Here is a 19830-nt window from a genome sequence, read left to right as displayed (position 1 = left end):
CCGACAGCCGCGCCACGCGCACGCGCGCCGAAAACGAAGAACCGGCGGCCCGCTTGAGCGGACCGCCGGATCGACGTGGGTGTTGAGGGACTCAGCGCGAGACCTTGCCAGCCTTCAGGCAGGAGGTGCACACGTTGACGCGCTGCGACGCACCGTTGACGGTGGCGCGGACGCGCTGAATGTTCGGGTTCCAGCGACGGTTGGTCTTCTTCTTCGACCACGGCACGTTGTGACCGAACCCAGGTCCCTTGGCGCAGACGTCACACTTGGCAGCCACTGGAATCTCCTCGTAGTTCGTGCCCGGGTCAGACCCGGGTTTGTTCGGGGCGCCCTCCCGGAGGAAGGCAACCGCATTATCTTAACCCGCCCACGGCGGATGGACCAAACCGGTCACTTCCGCCGACGGCGGTTTCCACCCCTGCGCTCCCCACCGTCGGCGGGGCCTGCGACTCGACGGGCTCGTCGGAGCGGAGGTACCCGGCGCCGTGGCAGTGGTCGCACTGCTCGGTGAACGCCTCCGCCAGGCCGGTGCCGATCCGCTTACGGGTCAGCTGCACCAGGCCGAGGCTGGTGACCTCGGCGACCTGGTGGCGGGTCCGGTCACGGCCGAGGCACTCGACGAGGCGACGCAGGAGGAGGTCACGGTTCGAGGGCAGCACCATGTCGATGAAGTCGATCACGATGATGCCGCCGAGGTCGCGCAGCCGCAGCTGCCGGACGATCTCCTCGGCCGCCTCCAGGTTGTTGCTGGTGACGGTGGCCTCGAGGTTGCCCGCCGAGCCGGTGAACCGGCCGGTGTTGACGTCGATGACGGTCATGGCCTCGGTGCGGTCGATCACGAGCGACCCGCCCGAGGGCAGGTACACCTTGCGGTCGAGCGCCTTGGCGATCTGCTCGTCGATGCGGAACTTCGCGAAGAGGTCCCGGCCGGTCTCCTCGACCTCGAACCGCTCGACGCGGTCGGACAGGTGCGGAGCGACGTGGCCGACGTAGGCGGAGATCGCGTCGAACGCGTCGTCCTGCGCGCCGTTGCCCTGCACGATGAGGTGACCGAAGTCCTCGGTGAACAGGTCACGCACGATCCGCAGCGTCAGGTCGGGCTCGGAGTAGAGCGACTGCGGGGAGCCGCCCTGCTTCGACTTCTTCTCGATGACCTCCCACTGCGCCTTCAGGCGGTTCACGTCGCGGACCAGTTCGTCCTCGGCCACGCCCTCCGCTGCGGTGCGCACGATCACCGACTCGTTGTCGGAGATCAGCCCGCTCAGGACGTTGCGCAGGCGGTGCCGCTCATTGTCGGGCAGCTTCCGGGAGATTCCGCTCAGGTGGCCACCCGGCGAGTAGACGATGTAGCGGCCGGGCAGCGAGATGTGCGACGTGAGCCGCGCACCCTTGGCGCCGACCGGGTCCTTCGTGACCTGCACCAGGACGCTCTGGCCCGACTTGAGCACGTTCTCGACCTTGCGGTGCTCACCGCCCACCCGAACGAGGCCCAGTCGACCTCGCCGGCATACAGCACGGCGTTGCGGCCGCGGCCGATGTCGATGAAGGCGGCCTCCATGCTCGGGAGCACATTCTGCACCTTGCCGACGTAGATGTTGCCGATCAGAGAGGTCGCAGAGGCCTTGTCCACGTAGTGCTCGACGAGGATGTCATCCTCGATCACCGCCAGCTGCGTGTAGTCCTCCGACTGGCGGACGACGAGCTTGCGGTCGACCGACTCGCGGCGGGCCAGGAACTCTGCCTCGCTGAGGATGGGGGCGCGGCGGCGGCCCGCTGCGCGGGACTCCTTGCGTCGCTGGCGCTTGGCCTCCATGCGGGTCGAGCCCTCGATGCCGGTCACCTCGTCGTCGGAGCTGCCCTCGCGATCGGACTCGCCCCTGCGGCGACGGCGGCGGCGACGGCGGGTCGTCGAGCCGGACTCTTCACCATCAGTGGGTTCGCCGGACTCAGCCTCGTCGGACTCGTCGTCGGAGGACTCACCATCCTGCTCATCGGCCGACTCGTCATCCGACTCATCCGATTCGTCGGAGTCGTCGGAGTCGTCGGAGTCGTCGTCACGGGGCCCGCCGCGACGGCGACGGCGTCCGCCCTGCGGCGGCGACGGCGTGCGGGGCGGTTGTCGTCGGACTCCCCGTCCTCGGAGGTCTCGGCGTCCTCCTCGTCGATCTCTTCCTCGTCGGCGTCGACATCCGGGTCGGTCGACGGGGTCTCCTCTTCGGCGTCTACGGCCGGGAGCGGTGACCCCTCGTCGGCCGCGATGGCACCGGCGAGCGCGGCGAGTTCGGCGTCACGGGCCGCCCTGGTCATGAAGGGATCGGCGAGCACGGACCTGCGAGCCTCGGCGAGGGTCTCCGCGGCCTTCAGCGCGGCGCCGATCGGATCGTCGTCGGTCTCTGACGGCTCGGGCGCGGCAGCACCACGGGTGGCGCGGCGGCGGCGTGAGCGTGCCTGCTCGACGCGGGCGGGCGCCTCGGTGACCTCGGACGGTTCCGCTGCCGGGGCCTCAGCCTCGACGACGTCGGCCTGCGGGGCGGCGACCTCTTCCGTCGCCTCCACGACCGCAGGGGCGACGGCGACCGGCGCGTCCACGTGGGTCGGGGCCGCGGCGGCCCGGGTGGCCCTGCGGCGGCGGGCGGGGCGGCCTGTGCGGGGCGGCCTCTGCCTCCTCGACGTGTTCCTCGGCCTGGACGGGCTCAGCGACCGCAGGTGTCTCAACCTCCGCCTGAACGGGCTCCGGGACGACGGCCCCGGTGCCTCGACGGGCTCGGGGGATGCGGCCGGGCGGGTGGCGCGACGGCGACGCGCGGGAGCCTTCACCGGCTCCGGCGCGGGCGCCTCTTCCGCGGGAGTTGCCACGGGTTCCGCGGGAGTTTCCACGGAAGGGGTCTCGGCTACGGGCTCGGGGACCGGCGCCTCGGCGATGTGCGACTCTGCCGGGCGGCCTCCTGCGCGGCGGGGGCTGCCTTGGCCCTGGTGCTGCGGCGGCGGGCCGGGGCCTTCGCGGGCTTCTCCTCGGCCGGTGTCCCATCGGGTGTCTGCTGGTCGGCGGACTCGTCGAGCGTGGGCTGGTCGGCGGCCGGGGCCGCGGTCTTCCGGGTGGCGCGGCGGCGCGTGGGCTTCTCGATCGCAGGGGCATCCGCCTCGACCACGGGCGCCGCCTCGACCACGGCGGGGGTCGCCTCGGGTGCGGCGACCTCGGGCTCCGTGGTCTCGACCTCGACCTTGCGGCGCCGGGTCGCGGAGGTGGTGCCGGTGGCCCTCGTGGAGGCCTTCCTGCGCTTGGGGGTCACGTCGGCCTTGGCCTCGGGGTCCACCGCGGCAGCGGCCTCGGGGGCCACCGCGGGAGCGGCTTCGGCAACCTGCTCGGGGGCCCGGGTCTCCTCGACGGGCTGGGCCTTGCCGACCTTCGCGGCAGCAGCGGAGCCGGCGGGGCGGCTGGCGGCGCGGCGGCGACGCGTCGGCGCCTTTGCCTCACCCGATTCGGGTGTGGGTTCGCTGATGTTCTCGGTATCGAGCATGAGGGCTCCTTACGCGCAGTGCGCGGACGGGCACAGCGGACTGTGCACTAAGACAGTAGATCGGCCGACGCTACGAGCAGTCGCGGCAGAGTTGCCGCGGTGCAGCTCGCCGCACCCGGTTGGCACCGGCGGTGCCGTGACCTGATCGTTATTCTCGCACACGTCCCAAGGATTGCGGGCATTTCCCGCGCCGATTCACCGGAGCGGGTCGCCGATCCCACCGTCGACCAGCGGCCCTGCGCCAGCCGCGTGAGCATGGCCTGCGACGGCACCCGGGGTCAAGCATCCGCAGCGCGGTGAGCACGTCGTCGGGTCGCACAAGCGGCGTCTGATGGAGCGACCTGAGCGTCAGGGTCTCATCGTCGGCGGCCTCCAGCAACAGGACCGCGGAGCGCACATCGAAGGTGCGCATGCCGTTCTTGGTCATCCGTTCGACGGCGAACTCATCGCACGCAAGCAGGGCCGCGACTGCCGAGGCGAGCACGCTGCGAGGTGCGTCCTGGACGCGCAGCACCCAGTCTGAGGCCTGGAGCAGGTCGCCGAGCGACGCGGCGACCGCGTCGGCGGCGTCGAGCACGACGAAGCCGTGTGGCAGCACCTCGTTCAGGGCCGCGAGGACCTTTTCGGGGGCGCACACCTCCTTGAGCCCGAGCTCGACGTACTCGGCCTCCGACGCTGCCGAGGTCGGCGCGGCGTTGGCGTACGAGATGCGGGGATGGGGTGAGAAGCCCGACGAGTAGGCCATGGGGATGTCGGCGCGGCGGAGGGCCCGTTCGAGCGCCCGCCCGAAGTCGCGGTGCGACGTGAAACGGCCGGGCCGCGCTTGGCGTAACGGAGGCGCAGCTTCTGCGCCGGCGGCGCCTGCTGGACTGGCGGCTGTCGAGTTCCCACGGCCGCAGTGTATCCGGCCCTCGCCCTGCGGTCGGCGACGCCGCGGCGGAACCTGCCCCGGGCGGTATCCTCGGGCCCTGACCGGAGATGGGAGGGGCATGGAGTTCATGCGCCGCTGGGGCCGCTGATCGCGCTGCTCGCGCTCGCGTTCAACCTACGCCCCGTCGCGGTGTCCGTCGGCCCCGTGCTGACGGAGATCTCGGCCGACATCGGCCTGACCGGCGCGGCCGCCGGCCTGCTCACCTCACTTCCCACACTCTGCTTCGCGGCCTTCGGGCGATCGCCCCACGGTGGCGCGGCGGATCGGCGAACACGCGGCGATCGCCGTGGCGCTGGCGGTGCTGATCGTCGGCGAGGCGGGCCGCCTCCTGACCGGCGCACCCGTGCCGTTCCTGCTGCTGTCGATGGTGGCCCTGGCGGGCATGGCGCTGGCGAACATCCTGATGCCCTCATTGGTGCGTCGGCACTACCCCGACCGGATCGGGCTGGCCACCGCCCTCTACTCGCTCGTCCTCACCATCGGGGTCACCTCCGCCAGCATGGCGACCGTGCCCATCGCGCAGGCCACCCTCGGCTGGCGCGGCGGCCTCGCCGCCTGGGTCGTGACCGCGGTCGCAGCCCTCCTGTGCTGGGTGCCGCTGCTGCGCGCCGGTGACCCGAGGCGCACCGCGGCGCACCATCGGGTGACGCTCGCCCAGGTGGCCCGCACCCGGCTGGGTTGGGCGCTCGCGGTCTTCTTCGGCATCCAGTCAGCGCAGGCGTACTCGATCTTCGGGTGGCTGCCGAGCGTCTACCGCTCGGCCGGCATCGACGAGGTGCAGGCCGGGCTCCTGCTCGGGATCGCGACCGGTGTCGGCATCGTCCCCGCCTTCCTGATCCCGGCCTACGTGGCGAGGACGGGAAACCCGAGCGTGCTGTTCGTCACCATCATCGCGTTTCTGGTGACCGGCTACCTCGGGTTGCTCATCGCGCCGACAACGGCGCCCTGGCTCTGGGCGGTCTGCCTCGCGCTCGGCACCGCGTCCTTCCCGCTGCTGCTCGCCCTGTTCGGGACCCGTGCCGCCACCCCGGCGGCGACGGCCGCGCTCAGCGGCTTCGGGCAGTCGGTCGGCTACCTCATCGCGACGCTCGGTCCCCTGTCGTTCGGGGTGCTGCACGCGGCGACGGGCGGCTGGACGGCGTCGATCATGCTGCAACTCGTGTTGATCGTGCCGATGCTGATCGCCGGGCTCCACGCGTGCCGCCCGCAGCTGATCGAGGACCAGATCCGGGACTGATCAGCGCTTCTTGTAGAGCTTCTTCGACTGGTAGACGGGCTCGCTCGTGACGTTGACCCCCAGGTTCCGCAGTATCCCCTCGTCAACCGAGCCGAGGATCACCGAGCTGTGCACGTCGCAGCCACGCAGGTGCCGCAGCTGCTCAAGCGCGGCCTTCGCATGCGGGTCGTAGGTGGCGCTCACCGAGAGCGCGATGAGCACCTCGTCGGTGTGAAGCCGGGGGTTCAGGCTGCCGAGATGCTCCGTCTTCAGCGTCTGAATGGGCTCGATACTCTCGGGCGCAAGCAGCCGCACCCTGTCCTCGATGCCTGCCAGGGCCTTCAGCGCGTCCAGCAGCATGGCCGAGCAGGCGCCGAGCAGGGCCGAGGTCTTACCCGTGACGATCCGGCCGTCCTCCAGCTCGATGGCGGCGGCCGGGGCCTTCGTGCGGCGCTCGACCTCCAGAGCCGGACCGACGACCGGTCGGTCCTCGCGGGCGATTCCGAGGTGGCTCATCGTCAGGGCGATGCGGTCGGAGACGGTCGGCTCGAGCTCATCGCGGCGCTCCGCCACGAGGGCCTTGAAGTAGCGCCGGATGATCTCCTGCTTCGCGGCGGCGCGGCACACCTCGTCGTCCGAGATGCACACGCCCGCCATGTTGACGCCCATGTCGGTGGGCGACTCGTAGGGAGAGGTGCCCGTGAGCCGCTCCAGGAGCAGCTTCAGGACGGGGAAGATCTCCACGTCGCGGTTGTAGTTGACGACCTGCTCGCCGTAGGCGGCGAGGTGGTAGGGGTCGATCAGGTTCACGTCGTCCAGGTCGGCGGTCGCGGCCTCGTAGGCGAGGTTGACGGGGTGGTCGAGCGGCAGGTTCCAGATCGGGAAGGTCTCGTATTTGGCGTAGCCGGAGGTGATGCCGCGCTGGTGGTCGTGGTAGAGCTGCGAGAGGCAGGTGGCCATCTTGCCGCTGCCCGGGCCGGGGCCGTGACGACGACGACGTCGCGTTCGGTCTCGATGTACTCGTTGCGGCCGTAGCCCGCCTCGCTCATGATCAGCACGACGTCGTTCGGGTAGCCCTTGATCGGGTAGTGCCGGTAGACCTTCACACCGAGTCGCTCCAGCTTGCGCTTGAACGCGCGGGCCTGGCGGTGCTCGTCGGTCATCTGGGTGATCACGACGCTCCCGACGAACAACCCGTAGGAGCGGAACTCGTCGATCAGGCGCAGCACATCCGCCTCGTAGGTGATCCCAGGTCGCCCCGGACCTTGTTGCGGGCCAGGTCGTGGGCCGAGACCGCGATCACGACCTCCACGTCCTCTTTGATCGTCTCCAGCATCCGGATCTTGTTGTCAGGAGTGAACCCCGGAAGCACGCGCGACGCGTGGTGGTCGTCGAAGAGCTTGCCCCGAACTCGAGATAGAGCTTGCCCCCGAACCGCTGTCGGCGCTCGAAGATGTGCTCCGACTGGAGGGCGAGGTAGCGTTCCCGATCAAATCCCACGATGCGTGTCACGGGGCCAATCGTATCCTGCCGACCCGGTATCGGACGGATCGGTGGCCGGCTCGCCGGGCCCGGCCTGTCGCCGTCACGCCCCGGCCCTGCGCGCGCCTCCCCGCTGGGAAGACGGCCCCGGCGCGGGTTGCGGGTAGTGTACTGAAGCAGTCCACAAAACCTGACAAGGGAGACTGAGTGAATTTCACTGACCCGGAGCAAGCAACCAGGAAGGGCCTCGTCCCGCCACCCGACGCCTGTTGAAGAAGGTCGACGAGACCTACCCACACGGCATCCACCCGGCCCTGGTGCCCGGCATCGGCATCGAGGAACAGCGCAACCGCTACGGCACCGACAAGGTCGTCTTCGGCGTGACGGGCACCCTGATCCTCGCCTTCATCGCGTGGGGAGTCGTCTCCACCGACAGCCTCTCCGCGGCCTCCACCGCCGCCCTGAACTGGACGCTGCGCAATGTCGGTTGGATGTTCACGGCCCTGGTGGCGGTGATCCTGCTGTTCATGGGGTTCATCGCGATGAGCCGCTTCGGAACCATCCCGCTCGGCAAGGACGACGAGAAGCCTGAATACAGCAAGTTCTCGTGGGTCGCGATGATGTTCTCTGCGGGGATCGGCATCGGCATCATCTTCTTCGGCCCGCTGGAGCCCCTCACCTACTACCAGTCCCCGCGCCGGGCTCCGCCACCGCGGAGACCCGCAGGCCGCCGTCCGGGCGCTGTCGCAGACCTTCTTCCACTGGGGCGTCGGCCCGTGGGCCGTCTACGGGCTGGTGGGCGCGGCCGTCGCGTACGGGGCGTTCCGTCGTGGCCGCGTCCCACTGATGAGTTCGATCCTGGTCGGGCTCGTCGGCCAGCGACGCGCCGACGGCACCATCGGCAGGCTCGTCGACATGTTCGCCATCGTCGCCACCCTGTTCGGCACCTCGGCCTCGCTCGGCATCGGCGCCATGCAGATCGGCCGCGGCGTCGAACTGGTGGCCGGCATCGGCAGGCTGCCCAATGCCGCGTTGATCGCGATCATCGCCGTGCTCACCGCCGCCTTCATCGGATCGGCCGTCTCCGGCATCGGCCGCGGCATCCGTTGGCTTTCCAACATCAACATGGTGCTCGCCCTGACATTGTCGGTGTTCATCTTCATCGCGGGGCCGACGCTGTTCATCCTGAACCTGTGGCCGGCGGCCATCATGGACTACGCGCAGAACTTCTTCGGCATGCTCGGCCTCGGCCCCGCCTACGGACCCGAGGCCGCGGAGTTCGTCGGCACCTGGACCGTCTTCTACTGGGCATGGTGGATCTCCTGGTCGCCCTTCGTCGGGATCTTCCTGGCCAAGATCTCCCGGGGCCGGACCCTGCGCGAGTTCGTGATCTACGTGATCACGATGCCCACCCTCGTGTGCATGCTCACGTTCGGCGTGCTGGGCGGAACCAGCATCTGGCTGCGCCAACAGGGCACCGGGATCTCGGCAGACGCGCCCGCGGAGGAGTTGTTCTTCACCCTGCTGGGGAGCCTCCCCTCAGCCAGGTCACGACGGTGCTCGGAATGCTGGTCATCGCCATCTTCTTCGTCACGTCGGCCGACTCGGCGTCGGTGGTGATGGGCACGCTGTCCCAGCGCGGCCAGTCGGAGCCCTCGAAGCCGGTCACCGCGTTCTGGGCCTCGCCATGATGGGCATCGCGGTGGTCATGCTGCTGGTCGGGGCGGCGACGCCCTCAACGGCCTGCAGAACATGATCATCGTCTCCGCAATCCCGTTCACGCTGATTCTCGTCGCCATGATGGTGTCGTTCGCGAACGACCTGCGCTCCGATCCGCTCGTCATCCGCCGCAGGTACGCCGTGTCGGCCCTCCAGGATGCGGTGCGGCAGGGCGTCGACCGGTACGGCGACAACTTCAGCCTCACCGTGCACGAGGCCCCGAGGGCGAGGGCGCGGGCGCCGACTTCGACTCGCACGACGCGGGGGTCACCGACTGGTACCAGCGCACGGATGAGGAGGGTGAACCCGTCGAGTACGACTACGCCACCGGCACCTACGCCGACGGTTGGACCCCTGACGGTGACGTGCCCGACGAGCCCGTGACGCACGACGGGGATGGGGACGCGGAGGAGGCGACCGACCGCTGAGCGCGTCGGTCGCCCGCCACGGGCCGCTCAGGCCAGGTCGGGCCTGGCCACGGTCAGCGGCAGCAGCACGCGGCCGGTGGGGCCGATCTGAATCTCGGTGTCCATCTGCGGGCAGACGCCGCAGTCGTAACACGGGGTCCAGCGGCAGTCCTCGACCTCACGCTCGTCGATGGCGTCCTGCCAGTCCTCCCACAACCAGTCACGGTCGAGGCCCGCGTCGAGGTGGTCCCAGGGAAGGACCTCCTCGTAGCCGCGCTCGCGCGTGGTGAACCAGTCGAGGTCGATCCCGAAGGCCGCAAGTTCCTCGGCGGCCGCGGTCGTCCAGCGCTCGTAGCTGAAGTGCTCGCTCCAGCCGTCGAACTTGCCTCCCTCGCGCCAGACCCGCTCGATGATGCGGCCCACGCGGCGGTCGCCGCGCGACAGCAGCCCCTCGATGATGCCGGGCTTGCCGTCGTGGTAGCGCATGCCGATGGCCTTGCCGTAGTTGCGGTCCTCCCGGATCGTCTCCTTCAGGAGCATCAGGCGGTGGTCGATGGTCTCGGCGCTGGCCTGCCCGGCCCACTGGAACGGGGTGTGCGGCTTGGGCACGAACCCACCGATGGAGACGGTGCAGCGGATGTCGCGGGTGCCGGACGCCTTGCGCCCCGTCTCGATGACGCGGGTCGCCAGCCTGGCGATGGCGAGCACGTCCTCGTCGGTCTCGGTGGGCAGACCGCACATGAAGTACAGCTTGACCTGGCGCCACCCGGAGGAGAACGCTGCGGCCACCGTGTCGATCAGGTCGTCCTCGGTCACCATCTTGTTGATGACCTTGCGCATCCGCTCGGACCCGCCCTCGGGGCGAACGTGAGACCGGACCGGCGGCCGTTGCGGCTCAACTCGTTGGCGAGGTCGATGTTGAACGCGTCGACGCGGGTCGACGGCAGCGAGAGCGACACGTTGGTGCCCTCGTAGCGGTCGGCCAACTGTCGGGTCACCTCGGCGATCTCGGAGTGGTCGGCCGAGCTGAGCGAAAGCAGACCGATCTCCTCCAGGCCGGTGGCCTTCAGCCCGCCCTGGACCATGGCGCCGATTGTCTCGATGTTGCGCTCGCGCACCGGGCGGGTGATCATGCCCGCCTGGCAGAACCGGCAGCCGCGGGTGCAGCCGCGGAAGATCTCCACGGAGTAGCGCTCATGCACCGTCTCGGCCATGGGCACGATGGGTGCCTTCGGGTAGGGCCACTCGTCCAGGTTCATCAGGGTGTGTTTGCGCACCTGGTGCGGGACGCCGGGCCGGTTGGGGCGACCCGCTGGATGCGGCCGTCGTCCAGGTAGTCGACGTCGTAGAAGCGGGGCACGTAGAACGCGCCGGTCAGGGCCAGGCGCATGAGAAGACCGTCGCGGCCGCCGTCGCGGCCGTCGGCCTTCCACTCGCGCAGGATGTCGGAGATCAGCAGCGAGGCCTCCTCGCCGTCACCGAGCACCGCGACGTCGATGAAGTCGGCGATGGGCTCAGGGTTGAATGCGGCGTGCCCGCCCGCGACGACGATCGGTTCGTCCTCACCACGGTCGGCCGCGTGCAGGCTGAGCCCGGACAGGTCGATCAGGTTCAGCAGGTTGGTGTAGCCCAGCTCGGTCGAGAACGAGACGCCCAGCACATCGAAGATCCCGACGGGCCGGTGGGCGTCGAGCGTGAACTGCGGGATCGCATGCTCGCGCATCTGGTTCTCCAGGTCGGGCCACACCGAGTAGGTGCGCTCCGCGAGGATCCAGTCGCGCTCGTTGAGCACCTCGTACAGGATGGCGACGCCCTGGTTGGGCTGCCCGACCTCGTACGCGTCGGGGTATGACAGGCACCAGCGGACGTCGATCGAGTCCCAGTCCTTGACGACGGAGTTGTGCTCGCCTCCGACGTACTGGATCGGCTTGCTCACCCGGGCGAGCAGCGGCTCGAGCCGGTCGAAGACGGAGTGCTGGGGAAGCGCGGCAGTGGTAGTCATAGCGCCGCCCAGAATAACCGGTGGCGGCCCCGATTCCCTAGGCCTCGGGCGTGACACCCGCCTGCGCGGCGGGAGAAGGGCCGACGACGGCCACGCCCGACCGCTTCGCCACCAGCACGATGAGGGCGGCGGCGAGCCCGAAGGCGACCACCTGCAGCAGCACGCCCGGCCCTGCCGCCCCGGATGTCCGGTCGAACTGGGATGCCATGTCCTGGAACGGGAGGAGCGCCATGCCGACCATGTTGTTGACGATGTGGATCGCCACGGCCGCCTCGAGTCCGCCCGTCCGCCAGGCCAGATAGCTCGCGATGGCCCCATGGAGAAGTAGACGAGGTTCAGCCAGGGGTCGGTCGAGGCGTGCAGCGACGCAAAGAGCAACGAGTTCACCACGCCACCGACCAGCAGCGCGACGATCGGCCCCGTGAACCACGACCCGACTGTGCGCAGCACGAACCCGCGCAGCAGGTACTCCTCGGCGGCCGCCTGGAACGGCGTCACCAGCATCAGGCCGATCAGGAGCCACCACGAGTAGGACCGGAGTTCGAGGCCCAGCGAGTCGATGCCGTCGAGCGCGATCGACAGGGCCAGGTAGGCGCCGTACACGGCGGCCGTGACGCCGCTGCAGCGCAGGAAGAAGCCCCAGCGGAACCGGCCGGTGACCGAGGACAGGTTGCCCGGCCGCTGGCCCACCATGCGCACGATCAGGAAGGCTAACGGCAGCACGAGGGCGATCGAGACGCTGTTGGCGAGGACAAGTTCCGGGGTCAGGGTGCCGTCGAGCACGCCTTCGAGGGCCCCTGCGGGTCCGGCCCGCAAGCAGGACACCCAGCACGACGAGGGTTGAGAGCGCGAGGAAAACGACAGCCATGAGCACCGTCGCGACGATCGGCATCGCCTTGTTGACCCGGGCGCGCGCCAGAACTGGGGTAGCGGGTGCCCTCCGGAGGCAGCGGCGAGGGTCGGTGCGCGGAAGTCGGAACCTGCGGCCCCGGTGGGGCCCACTGGGGAACCTGTTGTCCGGGTGGTCCCACTGCGGAGGCTGCGCCGGCGGTCCCCACTGCGGAGGCTGCGCCGGCGGTCCCCACTGCTGGGGCCGAGCGGGCGGTCCCCACTGCTGGGGCCGAGCGGGCGGTGCCCCGTGTCCGGGCGGTGGCCACTGCGCGCGCTGCGCCTCCCAGTCGGTCTGCGGGGCTCATCCGAGGCGCGACGCGGTTCCCCGGTCACAGACAGGGGAACCAGAGCGCGATCTCATTCGCCGCGTTGACCGGCGAGTCGGACGCGTGCACCGCGTTGTGCCGCTTCGACCGCGCGAAGTCCGCCCGGATCGTGCCCGGTGCCGCCTGCGTGGGATCCGTCGCCCCGTGCAGCGTCCGCACCTCGGCGACGGTGTCCTCCCACCCTCCAGCACCGCGGCGACGAGCGGACCGCTCGTCATGAACTCGCGCAGCGGCTGGTAGTACTCGCGGCCGACGTGTTCCCAGTAGTGCCGGTCGGCGAACTCCGGGGCGATGGTTCTCAGGTCCATCGCGACGACGCGCAGGCTGGCGCGCTCGTAGCGGGCCAGGATGTCCCCGACGTGTCCGGCCTCGACTGCGTCGGGCTTGATGATGACAAATGTGCGCGCGGTCATTGAGCGCTTCCCTCTCTGCGATGGGCTTCGATGCGCCGGCCTAGCACGACGCACGTCACCCAGATCAGTGAAAAGATAATACCCATGGCGTACATCCAGGGCGTCAGCACCCCAGTGCAATGGTGGCGACCTGGGCCGCCCAGCCGATGAGGTAGCCCCACCTGGCCCGGCGGAGGGTGGCTGCACCGGCCAGACACAGCATCGTCGCGACGCCGCACCACACCGCTGCAACGCCGAGGTTGATGCCCTCGAGTTGGATCATCCCGATGTAGCCGAGCCAGATCACGATGATCTGCATGATGAGCGTGCTGAGCGCGGGCACCCGCATGGGGTTGTCGGGCGAGAGCATCATCCCTGCTCCTCATGCTTGAGCAGATCCCGCGCCTCACCCGCCGCGATCACCGAACCCGCGACGACCACCCGGCCTGCGCGGTGGACGTGTCGGCGAGCATCACGGCGAGGTCGAGCGCCTCAGCCATGGTCGCGGCACGGTGCACCTGGTGCGTCGCCCACACGGTCTCCGCGATGGCGGCGAGTTCGTCGACCGACCGCGCCCGCGGGCTCGACGACACCTTCGTGATGACGATCTGGTCCATCTTCTCGGCGAAGATCTCCAGCACCTGCTCGGCATTCTTGTCCTGCATCATCGCGACCACGCCGATGACAGGCTCGAAGTCGTAGCTCTCGGTGATCGCGTCGATGGTGACCCGGGCGGCCTGCGGGTTGTGGGCGGTGTCGACGACGATCGGCGGGGAGGTCCGCACGAGCTCGAGGCGCGCGGGCGCCTCCACCGCGCCCAGTCCTTCGACGACGATCTCCGGGTTCAGCGGCTGCGCCCCGAGCAGAGCGGACACGGCCGCCGTGGCGAGCGCGGCGTTGCGGGCCATGTGCTCCCCGAAAAGGGGAGGAACACGTCTCCGACCGGCCCCGCCGCGGTCTCAAGGCGGAGCAACTGCCCGCCCACGGCGAGCTGCCGTTCGATCACGCCGAAGTCCGGCCCTCGACCTTGACGGGCGCCCCGACGTCGACGGCCCGCTCGAGCAGCACACGGGCGGCGGCGGGATCCTGCCCAGCCAGCACCGCGGTGGCGCCGGCCTTGATGATGCCGGCCTTCTCCCCGCGATCTCGGCGAGCGTGGTGCCCAGGATGTGGGTGTGGTCGAGCCCGATGGGAGTGACCACCGCTACGGTCGCGTCCGCGACGCTTGTGGCGTCCCAGCGACCCCGAGCCCGACCTCCATCACGGCGACGTCGACAGGCGCGTCGGCGAAGGCCGCGTAGGCCATGCCGGTGATGACCTCGAAGAAGGTCATCGCGACCCCGTCGTGGCCCTGCTCGTCGACCATCTGGACGTAGGGCTCGATGTCGGCCCACACCTCGTCGAAGCGTTCGACGCCGATGGGCTCGCCGTCGATGACGATGCGCTCACGCACGTCGCTGAGGTGCGGGCTGGCGAAGCGCCCGACCCGCAGGCCTGCGGCGCGCAGCAGGGCGTCGATCATGATCGCGGTGCTGCCCTTGCCGTTGGTGCCGGCCACCTGGATGACCGGCATCGCCTTCTGCGGGTCGCCCAGCAGCTCCATCAGGGCGGAGATGCGGTTCAGGCTGGGAGCGACCCTGTGCTCGGGCCACCTCGCGGTGAGGGCGGCCGTCAGTTCTTCGTGCGTGGAGTGACTCATGGTGGCTTCAGGGTACTGGCCACCGCCCAACCGTGGGTCCGCGACCGACCGGTGAACCCGCTCCCGGGCACCGTCCCACGGTTCGGTCGGGCGGGAGGATGGTGCGAACCGCTTTTGCACGACCGGTTACCATTTTGGGGAGCCGCGCCCGTGCGGGGTGGCCCCTTTGTCTGGATCCCATCCGAGGAGCACGTGGAACATGGCCAACAATTCGACGCTGAGCAAGCGGGCTGCCCTGCGCCAGCAGCAGGAGCAGGACGAGCGTTCGAAGCGCAACAAGCGCCTCGTGTTCGCCGGTGTCGGCCTCGCTGTCGCCGTGCTGATCGTGGTGCTTGCGATCGTGATCGTGCAGGCGGTCACCGCCGGACGCGGCGTCACCGCCGACCAGCAGACCCCGCCCAACGCGACGGCACAGTACGGCATCCTCCTCGACGGCACCGAGCCCAGCGCGGACAAGCCGCACCTCGTCGTCTGGGAGGACTTCCAGTGCCCGGCCTGCGCGGCCCGTGAAGCCGCCTACGGCCCCGTCGTCGGCCAGCTGCTCGACGACGGAAAGATCACGGTCGAGATCCGCACCGCATACTTCCTCGACGGCTCGAAGCTCGACGGCACCCGCGTCGAGGACGGCGACTCCAAGCGCGCCGCGATCGCCGCGGCAGCCGCCGACAGCGTCGGAAAGTACCGCGCCTACCACGACACCGTCTACCGCAACCAGCCCACCGAGGGCGTCGGTTACACCAACGAGCAGCTCCGCGACGCCTTCGCCACGGAGGCGGGCATCACCGGCGACGACCTCACCACGTTCCAGAAGCTGTTCGACGAGCGCGCCTTCGACACCTTCGTCCGCAACGCGGACAAGCAGTTCCAGGATGACGGCATCCGCAGCACCCCGACCTACCTCGTCAGCGGCCAGCAGTTGCAGTTCGCCGATGAGGCGGGCAACGCGCTGATCCAGCCCACCGCCGACGACTTCCTGCGTGCGGTGACCGAGGCATGGGAAAAGGGCGGCAAGAAGATCGAGAGCTGATCCGCCTCGCACCACGTTCGACCCCCGGCGGGGTTCCCGGAAGGGAACTCCCGGGGGTCTTCGCATGTCCGACGCACCGTCAGGGCCGGGCCGGTGCCCGCCCGCCGGACCGGCACGCGGCGTTTCCCCCGCGGCGGCACGCCAACTAAGATCGGGCGCATGACTGCAACCACCGCGCAGCAGCGCGCCCTCCCGGACAAGCCCGTGCTCGAAGGCCTCGAGGCCAAGTGGGGGCAGGTATGGGCGGAAGAAGGTTGCTACACGTTCACACGGCCGGCCTCGCGTGGGCAGGTGTTCTCCATCGACACCCCTCCCCGACGGTCTCCGGCTCGCTGCACGTCGGGCACGTGTTCAGCTACACCCACACCGACACCATCGCGCGGTACCAGCGGATGATCGGCAAGCAGGTTTTCTACCCGATGGGCTGGGATGACAACGGGCTTCCCACCGAGCGGCGCGTCCAGAACTACTACGGGGTGCGGTGCGACCCGACGATCCCGTACGACCCCGACTTCCGGCCGCCCGCCAAGCCCGACCCGAAGCGCCAGGTGTCGATCAGCCGCCGCAACTTCATCGAGCTGTGCCACGAGCTGACCTCGGTGGATGAGAAGGCGTTCGAGGATCTGTGGCGCCAACTGGGCCTCTCGGTGGACTGGGACACGCTGTACGCGACCATCTCCGAGTCGTCGCAGGCGGTGGCACAGAAGGCGTTCCTGCGTAACTTCGCGCGCGACGAGGCCTACCTCAGCTACGCCCGACGCTATGGGACGTCACGTTCCAGACGGCGGTCGCGCAGGCGGAGCTCGAGGCCCGCGACTACCCGGGCGCGTACCACCGGGTGGCCTTCCACAAGGCCGACGGCTCCCCCATCTACATCGAGACGACGCGACCCGAGCTGCTGGTGTCGGTCTGTGCCCTGATCGCGCACCCCGACGACGAGCGCTACTCCGACCTGTTCGGCAGCACCGTCACCTCGCCGCTGTTCGGCGTCGAGATCCCGGTTCTCGCGCACCAGGCGGCCGAGCCCGACAAGGGCGCGGGCATCGCGATGTGCTGCACCTTCGGTGACCTCACCGACGTCACGTGGTGGCGCGAGCTGAACCTGCCGACCCGTACCGTCATCGGCCGCGACGGCCGGTTCCAGGCCGAGACGCCCGAATGGGTCGTCAACGCCGACGCCTACGCCCCCTCGCGGGCAAGACCGCGTTCTCGGCCCGTGAGGCCACCGTGGCGGCGCTGCGCGACAGTGGCGACCTCGACGGCGAACCCAAGGCCACCACCCGCATGGCGAACTTCTACGAGAAGGGCGACAAGCCCCTCGAGATCGTCGCGACCCGCCAGTGGTACATCCGCAACGGCGGCCGCGATGAGGACCTCAAGGCCCGCCTGCTGGCCCGCGGCGAGGAGCTCGCCTGGACGCCGGAGCACATGCGGCACCGCTACGAGAACTGGGTGGGCGGCCTGAACGGCGACTGGCTCGTGTCGCGCCAGCGGTTCTTCGGAGTCCCGTTCCCGGTCTGGTACGCCCTGGACGCCGACGGCGAGCCCGACTACGACTCCCCGATCGTCGCGGACGAGGCGAGCCTCCCCGTCGACCCGATGGCGGACCCGCGCCCGGCTTCGCCGAGGAGCAGCGCAACCGGCCGGGTGGCTTCATGGCCGACCCCGACGTGATGGACACGTGGGCCACCTCGTCGCTGACCCCGCAGCTGGCCACCGGCTGGGGCCGCGACGAGGAGCTGTTCAACCTCACCTTCCCGATGGACATGGCTCCCCAGGCCCACGACATCATCCGCACCTGGCTGTTCAGCCGCATCGTGCGGGCGAACTTCGAGAACGACGCGCTCCCCTGGAAGCGCGCGACCATCTCGGGCTTCGTGGTCGATCCCGATCGCAAGAAGATGAGCAAGTCGAAGGGCAACGTGGTCGTCCCGACTGAGATCCTCGACCGGTTCGGCTCCGACGCCGTGCGCTGGCGCGCCGCGATGGCACGCCCCGGCATGGACTCACCGTTCGACGAGACCCAGATGAAGGTGGGACGCCGCCTCGCGATGAAGATCCTCAACGCGGGCCGGTTCGTGCTCTCGCTCGCCGACCTGCCGGGCTCCCTCGATCAGGTCACCAACCCGGTCGACCGGGCCATGCTCACCGCACTGTCCGGGGTGGTCGCCGACGCGACGGCCGCCTTCGAGGACTTCGATTACACCACCGCCCTGGAGAAGACCGAGACGTTCTTCTGGTCGTTCTGCGACGACTACCTCGAGCTCGTCAAGGAGCGGGCCTACACCGGTGACGACAGGGAGAAGGCGTCGGCGCAGGCCGCGCTCGACATCGCGCTCGGCGTGCAGCTGCGGCTCTTCGCACCGTTCCTGCCGTTCGTCACGGAGGAGGTGTGGCGCTGGACCAACGCCACCTCGGTGCACACGTCGTCCTGGCCGACTCTCGCCGAACTGGACATCGACGGCGAGCCCGCGCTGCTGGGCGACGTCGCGCAGGCCCTGATCGCCATCCGTGGCGCCAAGTCGAACGCGAAGGTCTCGATGAAGACCGAGGTGAGCCTCGCCGCCTTCTCGGGCCCCGCCGACGTGGTGGCGCGGCTGCGCGGGATCGAGTCCGACCTGCGCGCAGTCGGCCGCATCGTCGGCGACGTGACGTGGGGCGAATCCGGCGAGCCGCTGGCCGTGGCCGTGGAACTCGTCTCCGCCGAGTGATCTGATCTGAACGCACACCGCCCCGACCGGTCCGGTCGGGGGCGGTGTCGGTTCACCGATCGTTGCGCATGGCCACCAGGGTCGGAGGCGTCACATCGGGGTTCAGGCGCGACGGAGGGCGATGGCCGTCCAGGACACCGGCGGCAGTGTGATCGTCAGGGCGCCGTCCGCAAGCACGGCCGAATCGTTGCCTCGCGGGGCGACCCTTGTCTGGTTCTCGAGGGTGTTCCTGGCGTAGGGGTCCTCATCGTGGATCGACACCACCTCGGCGACCACGACATCGCCCAGACCCGCAACGTCGACGCTCACATCCACCGGGCCTCCGGTGGAGCGGTTGACGAGGAACAGTGCGCCCTCGCCCTCTCCGCGTCGTGCGTCACGACCGCGTCGACGAGCGGCACGTCCCCGTACTTCGCCGTGGGGTAGGTGCCCACCTCGAGCCTCGGCTCCAGCACTGTGCCGCAGGCCAACCTGGAGGTGGTGGCGAACGGGAAGAAGGTCGTCTGCCGCCAGGCTGCGCCTCCCGGCTCCGTCATGATGGGGCCGATCACGTTGACGAGCTGGGCGATCGACGCGCTCCTGACGCGGTCGGCGTGCTTCAGCAGCGAGATCAGCAGGTTGCCGACGACGACGGCGTCGGCGACGCAGTAGATGTCCTCGAGGAGGCGCGGAGCGACCGGCCAGTTGCCGATGCCCTCGATGATGTCCTCGTTCTCGTAGCGGTCGTGGTACCAGACGTTCCATTCGTCGAACGAGATGGCGATGCGCCGGTCGCTGCGCAGCACTGAGCCGACGTGGTCGGCGGTCGCGACGACCGTGTCGATGAACCTGTCCATGTCGACGGCGGAGGCCAGGAAGCTGCCGAGGTCGCCGTCACGTTCCTCGTAGTAGGCATGGCAGGAGATGTAGTCGACCACGTCATAGGTGTGGGTGAGCACGACGCGCTCCCACTCCCCGAAGGTGGGCATCGAGGAGTTGGACGAGCCGCACGCGACCAGCTCGATGCCCGGGTCGAGTTGGCGCATCGCGCGCGCCGTCCTCGCGGCGAGCTTGCCGTAGTCCTCCGCGTCGCGGTGGCCCAGCTGCCAGTCGCCGTCCATCTCGTTGCCGAGGCACCACATGCGCACCCGAACGGCTCGACGGCGCCGTTGTCGATCCGCCGCTCGGACAAGGTGGTGCCGCCCGGCACGTTGGCGTACTCGAGCAGGTCGAGCGCCTCCTGCGTGCCGCGGGTGCCGAGGTTCACGGCGAGCATCAGGTCGCTTCCGACCTTTCCGAGCCACGTGGAGAACTCGTGCAGGCCGACCTCGTTGGTCTCGGTTGAGTGCCAGGCGAGATCGAGGCGCCTCGGGCGCTGCCCGACCGGGCCGACGCCGTCCTCCCAGCGGAACCCCGACACGAAGTTGCCGCCGGGGTACCGGATCGTGGTGACGCCCAGCTCGCGGACGAGAGCGATGACGTCGGTGCGGAACCCGTCGGCGTCAGCGGCCGGGTGGCCGGGCTCGTGGA

General features: G+C 69.6%; 9 protein-coding genes and 10 pseudogenes. 6 read left to right on the top strand and 13 right to left on the bottom strand.

Going from position 1 to position 19830, the window contains the following annotated elements; all coding sequences use genetic code 11:
• Positions 1-91: 91 nt before the first annotated feature.
• The 4 genes and pseudogenes from rpmB to G7085_RS19185 form a co-directional block, all read right to left on the bottom strand.
• On the bottom strand, positions 92-277 hold the full coding sequence (gene rpmB, locus G7085_RS19200) for a 50S ribosomal protein L28 (protein WP_197512117.1): 186 nt from the start codon (positions 275-277) through the stop codon (positions 92-94).
• A gap of 113 nt (positions 278-390) precedes the next feature.
• Positions 391-2589: pseudogene (locus G7085_RS19195) on the bottom strand (Rne/Rng family ribonuclease).
• A 302-nt stretch (positions 2590-2891) separates the two neighbouring features.
• Complete coding sequence (locus G7085_RS19190; protein ID WP_197512116.1) at positions 2892-3518, bottom strand: hypothetical protein; 627 nt, start codon at positions 3516-3518, stop codon at positions 2892-2894.
• A 148-nt stretch (positions 3519-3666) separates the two neighbouring features.
• The gene (locus G7085_RS19185) at positions 3667-4509 is read right to left on the bottom strand and encodes a TIGR03936 family radical SAM-associated protein (RefSeq protein WP_231979719.1); all 843 of its coding nucleotides are present in this window, start codon (positions 4507-4509) and stop codon (positions 3667-3669) included.
• Positions 4510-4699: 190 nt separating this feature from the next.
• Here G7085_RS19185 and G7085_RS19180 point away from each other — a divergent pair, with 190 nt between their 5' ends.
• Positions 4700-5686, top strand: coding sequence for an MFS transporter (locus G7085_RS19180; RefSeq protein ID WP_197512115.1), 987 nt, complete (start codon positions 4700-4702; stop codon positions 5684-5686).
• On the opposite strand, the gene G7085_RS33260 is transcribed toward G7085_RS19180, so the two are convergent.
• Together G7085_RS33260 and G7085_RS33255 are read right to left on the bottom strand one after the other, a co-directional pair.
• Positions 5687-6181, bottom strand: a complete 495-nt coding sequence (locus tag G7085_RS33260) for a DUF1846 family C-terminal domain-containing protein (protein WP_331716034.1) — start codon at positions 6179-6181, stop codon at positions 5687-5689.
• 51 nt (positions 6182-6232) lie between these two features.
• Positions 6233-7165, bottom strand: a pseudogene (locus tag G7085_RS33255) (DUF1846 domain-containing protein); the annotation flags it as partial.
• 299 nt (positions 7166-7464) lie between these two features.
• Between G7085_RS33255 and G7085_RS35615 the strand changes: the two are divergent.
• From G7085_RS35615 to G7085_RS19165, 3 genes and pseudogenes are all read left to right on the top strand, one after another.
• Positions 7465-7794, top strand: a pseudogene (locus G7085_RS35615) (BCCT family transporter); the annotation flags it as partial.
• A pseudogene (locus tag G7085_RS19170) lies at positions 7775-8838 on the top strand (BCCT family transporter). The pseudogenes G7085_RS35615 and G7085_RS19170, both read left to right, overlap by 20 nt.
• 61 nt (positions 8839-8899) lie before the next feature.
• Positions 8900-9250 (top strand): hypothetical protein, encoded by a 351-nt coding sequence (locus G7085_RS19165; RefSeq protein ID WP_197512113.1) that lies wholly within the window; start codon positions 8900-8902, stop codon positions 9248-9250.
• Between the two features lie 71 nt (positions 9251-9321).
• Here the strand turns inward: G7085_RS19165 and G7085_RS19160 are convergent.
• The 6 genes and pseudogenes from G7085_RS19160 to G7085_RS27840 all read right to left on the bottom strand — a co-directional run bounded on the left by G7085_RS19160 (position 9322) and on the right by G7085_RS27840 (position 14583).
• Positions 9322-11275, bottom strand: a pseudogene (locus tag G7085_RS19160) (TIGR03960 family B12-binding radical SAM protein).
• A 324-nt stretch (positions 11276-11599) separates the two neighbouring features.
• Positions 11600-11968, bottom strand: a pseudogene (locus tag G7085_RS33250) (CPBP family glutamic-type intramembrane protease); the annotation flags it as partial.
• Between the two features lie 527 nt (positions 11969-12495).
• A pseudogene (gene ndk / locus G7085_RS19155) lies at positions 12496-12905 on the bottom strand (nucleoside-diphosphate kinase).
• Positions 12902-13167: pseudogene (locus G7085_RS35610) on the bottom strand (DUF4233 domain-containing protein). The pseudogenes ndk and G7085_RS35610 overlap by 4 nt, the downstream one beginning before the upstream one ends.
• Before the next feature lie 136 nt (positions 13168-13303).
• Positions 13304-13792 carry a glutamate ligase domain-containing protein gene (locus G7085_RS27845; protein ID WP_231979718.1) on the bottom strand — a complete coding sequence of 163 codons (489 nt, stop codon included), beginning with the start codon at positions 13790-13792 and terminating at the stop codon, positions 13304-13306.
• Positions 13793-14088: 296 nt separating this feature from the next.
• Positions 14089-14583, bottom strand: coding sequence for a folylpolyglutamate synthase/dihydrofolate synthase family protein (locus G7085_RS27840; RefSeq protein WP_231979717.1), 495 nt, complete (start codon positions 14581-14583; stop codon positions 14089-14091).
• Between the two features lie 199 nt (positions 14584-14782).
• Here G7085_RS27840 and G7085_RS19135 point away from each other — a divergent pair, with 199 nt between their 5' ends.
• The gene (locus G7085_RS19135) at positions 14783-15610 is read left to right on the top strand and encodes a DsbA family protein (protein WP_197512110.1); all 828 of its coding nucleotides are present in this window, start codon (positions 14783-14785) and stop codon (positions 15608-15610) included.
• A 159-nt stretch (positions 15611-15769) separates the two neighbouring features.
• Positions 15770-18321: pseudogene (valS, locus tag G7085_RS19130) on the top strand (valine--tRNA ligase).
• Positions 18322-18423: 102 nt separating this feature from the next.
• Here valS and G7085_RS27835 read toward each other — a convergent pair.
• Positions 18424-19157 (bottom strand): annotated as a pseudogene (locus tag G7085_RS27835) (alpha-L-arabinofuranosidase C-terminal domain-containing protein).
• Between the last annotated feature and the right edge of the window lie 673 nt (positions 19158-19830).

It is taken from the genome of Tessaracoccus coleopterorum (genome assembly GCF_011174705.1).
Lineage (GTDB): Bacteria > Actinomycetota > Actinomycetes > Propionibacteriales > Propionibacteriaceae > Arachnia > Arachnia coleopterorum.
The sequence above is the reverse complement of the archived record's forward strand: the minus strand, read 5'-3'. Positions and strand labels throughout refer to the sequence as shown.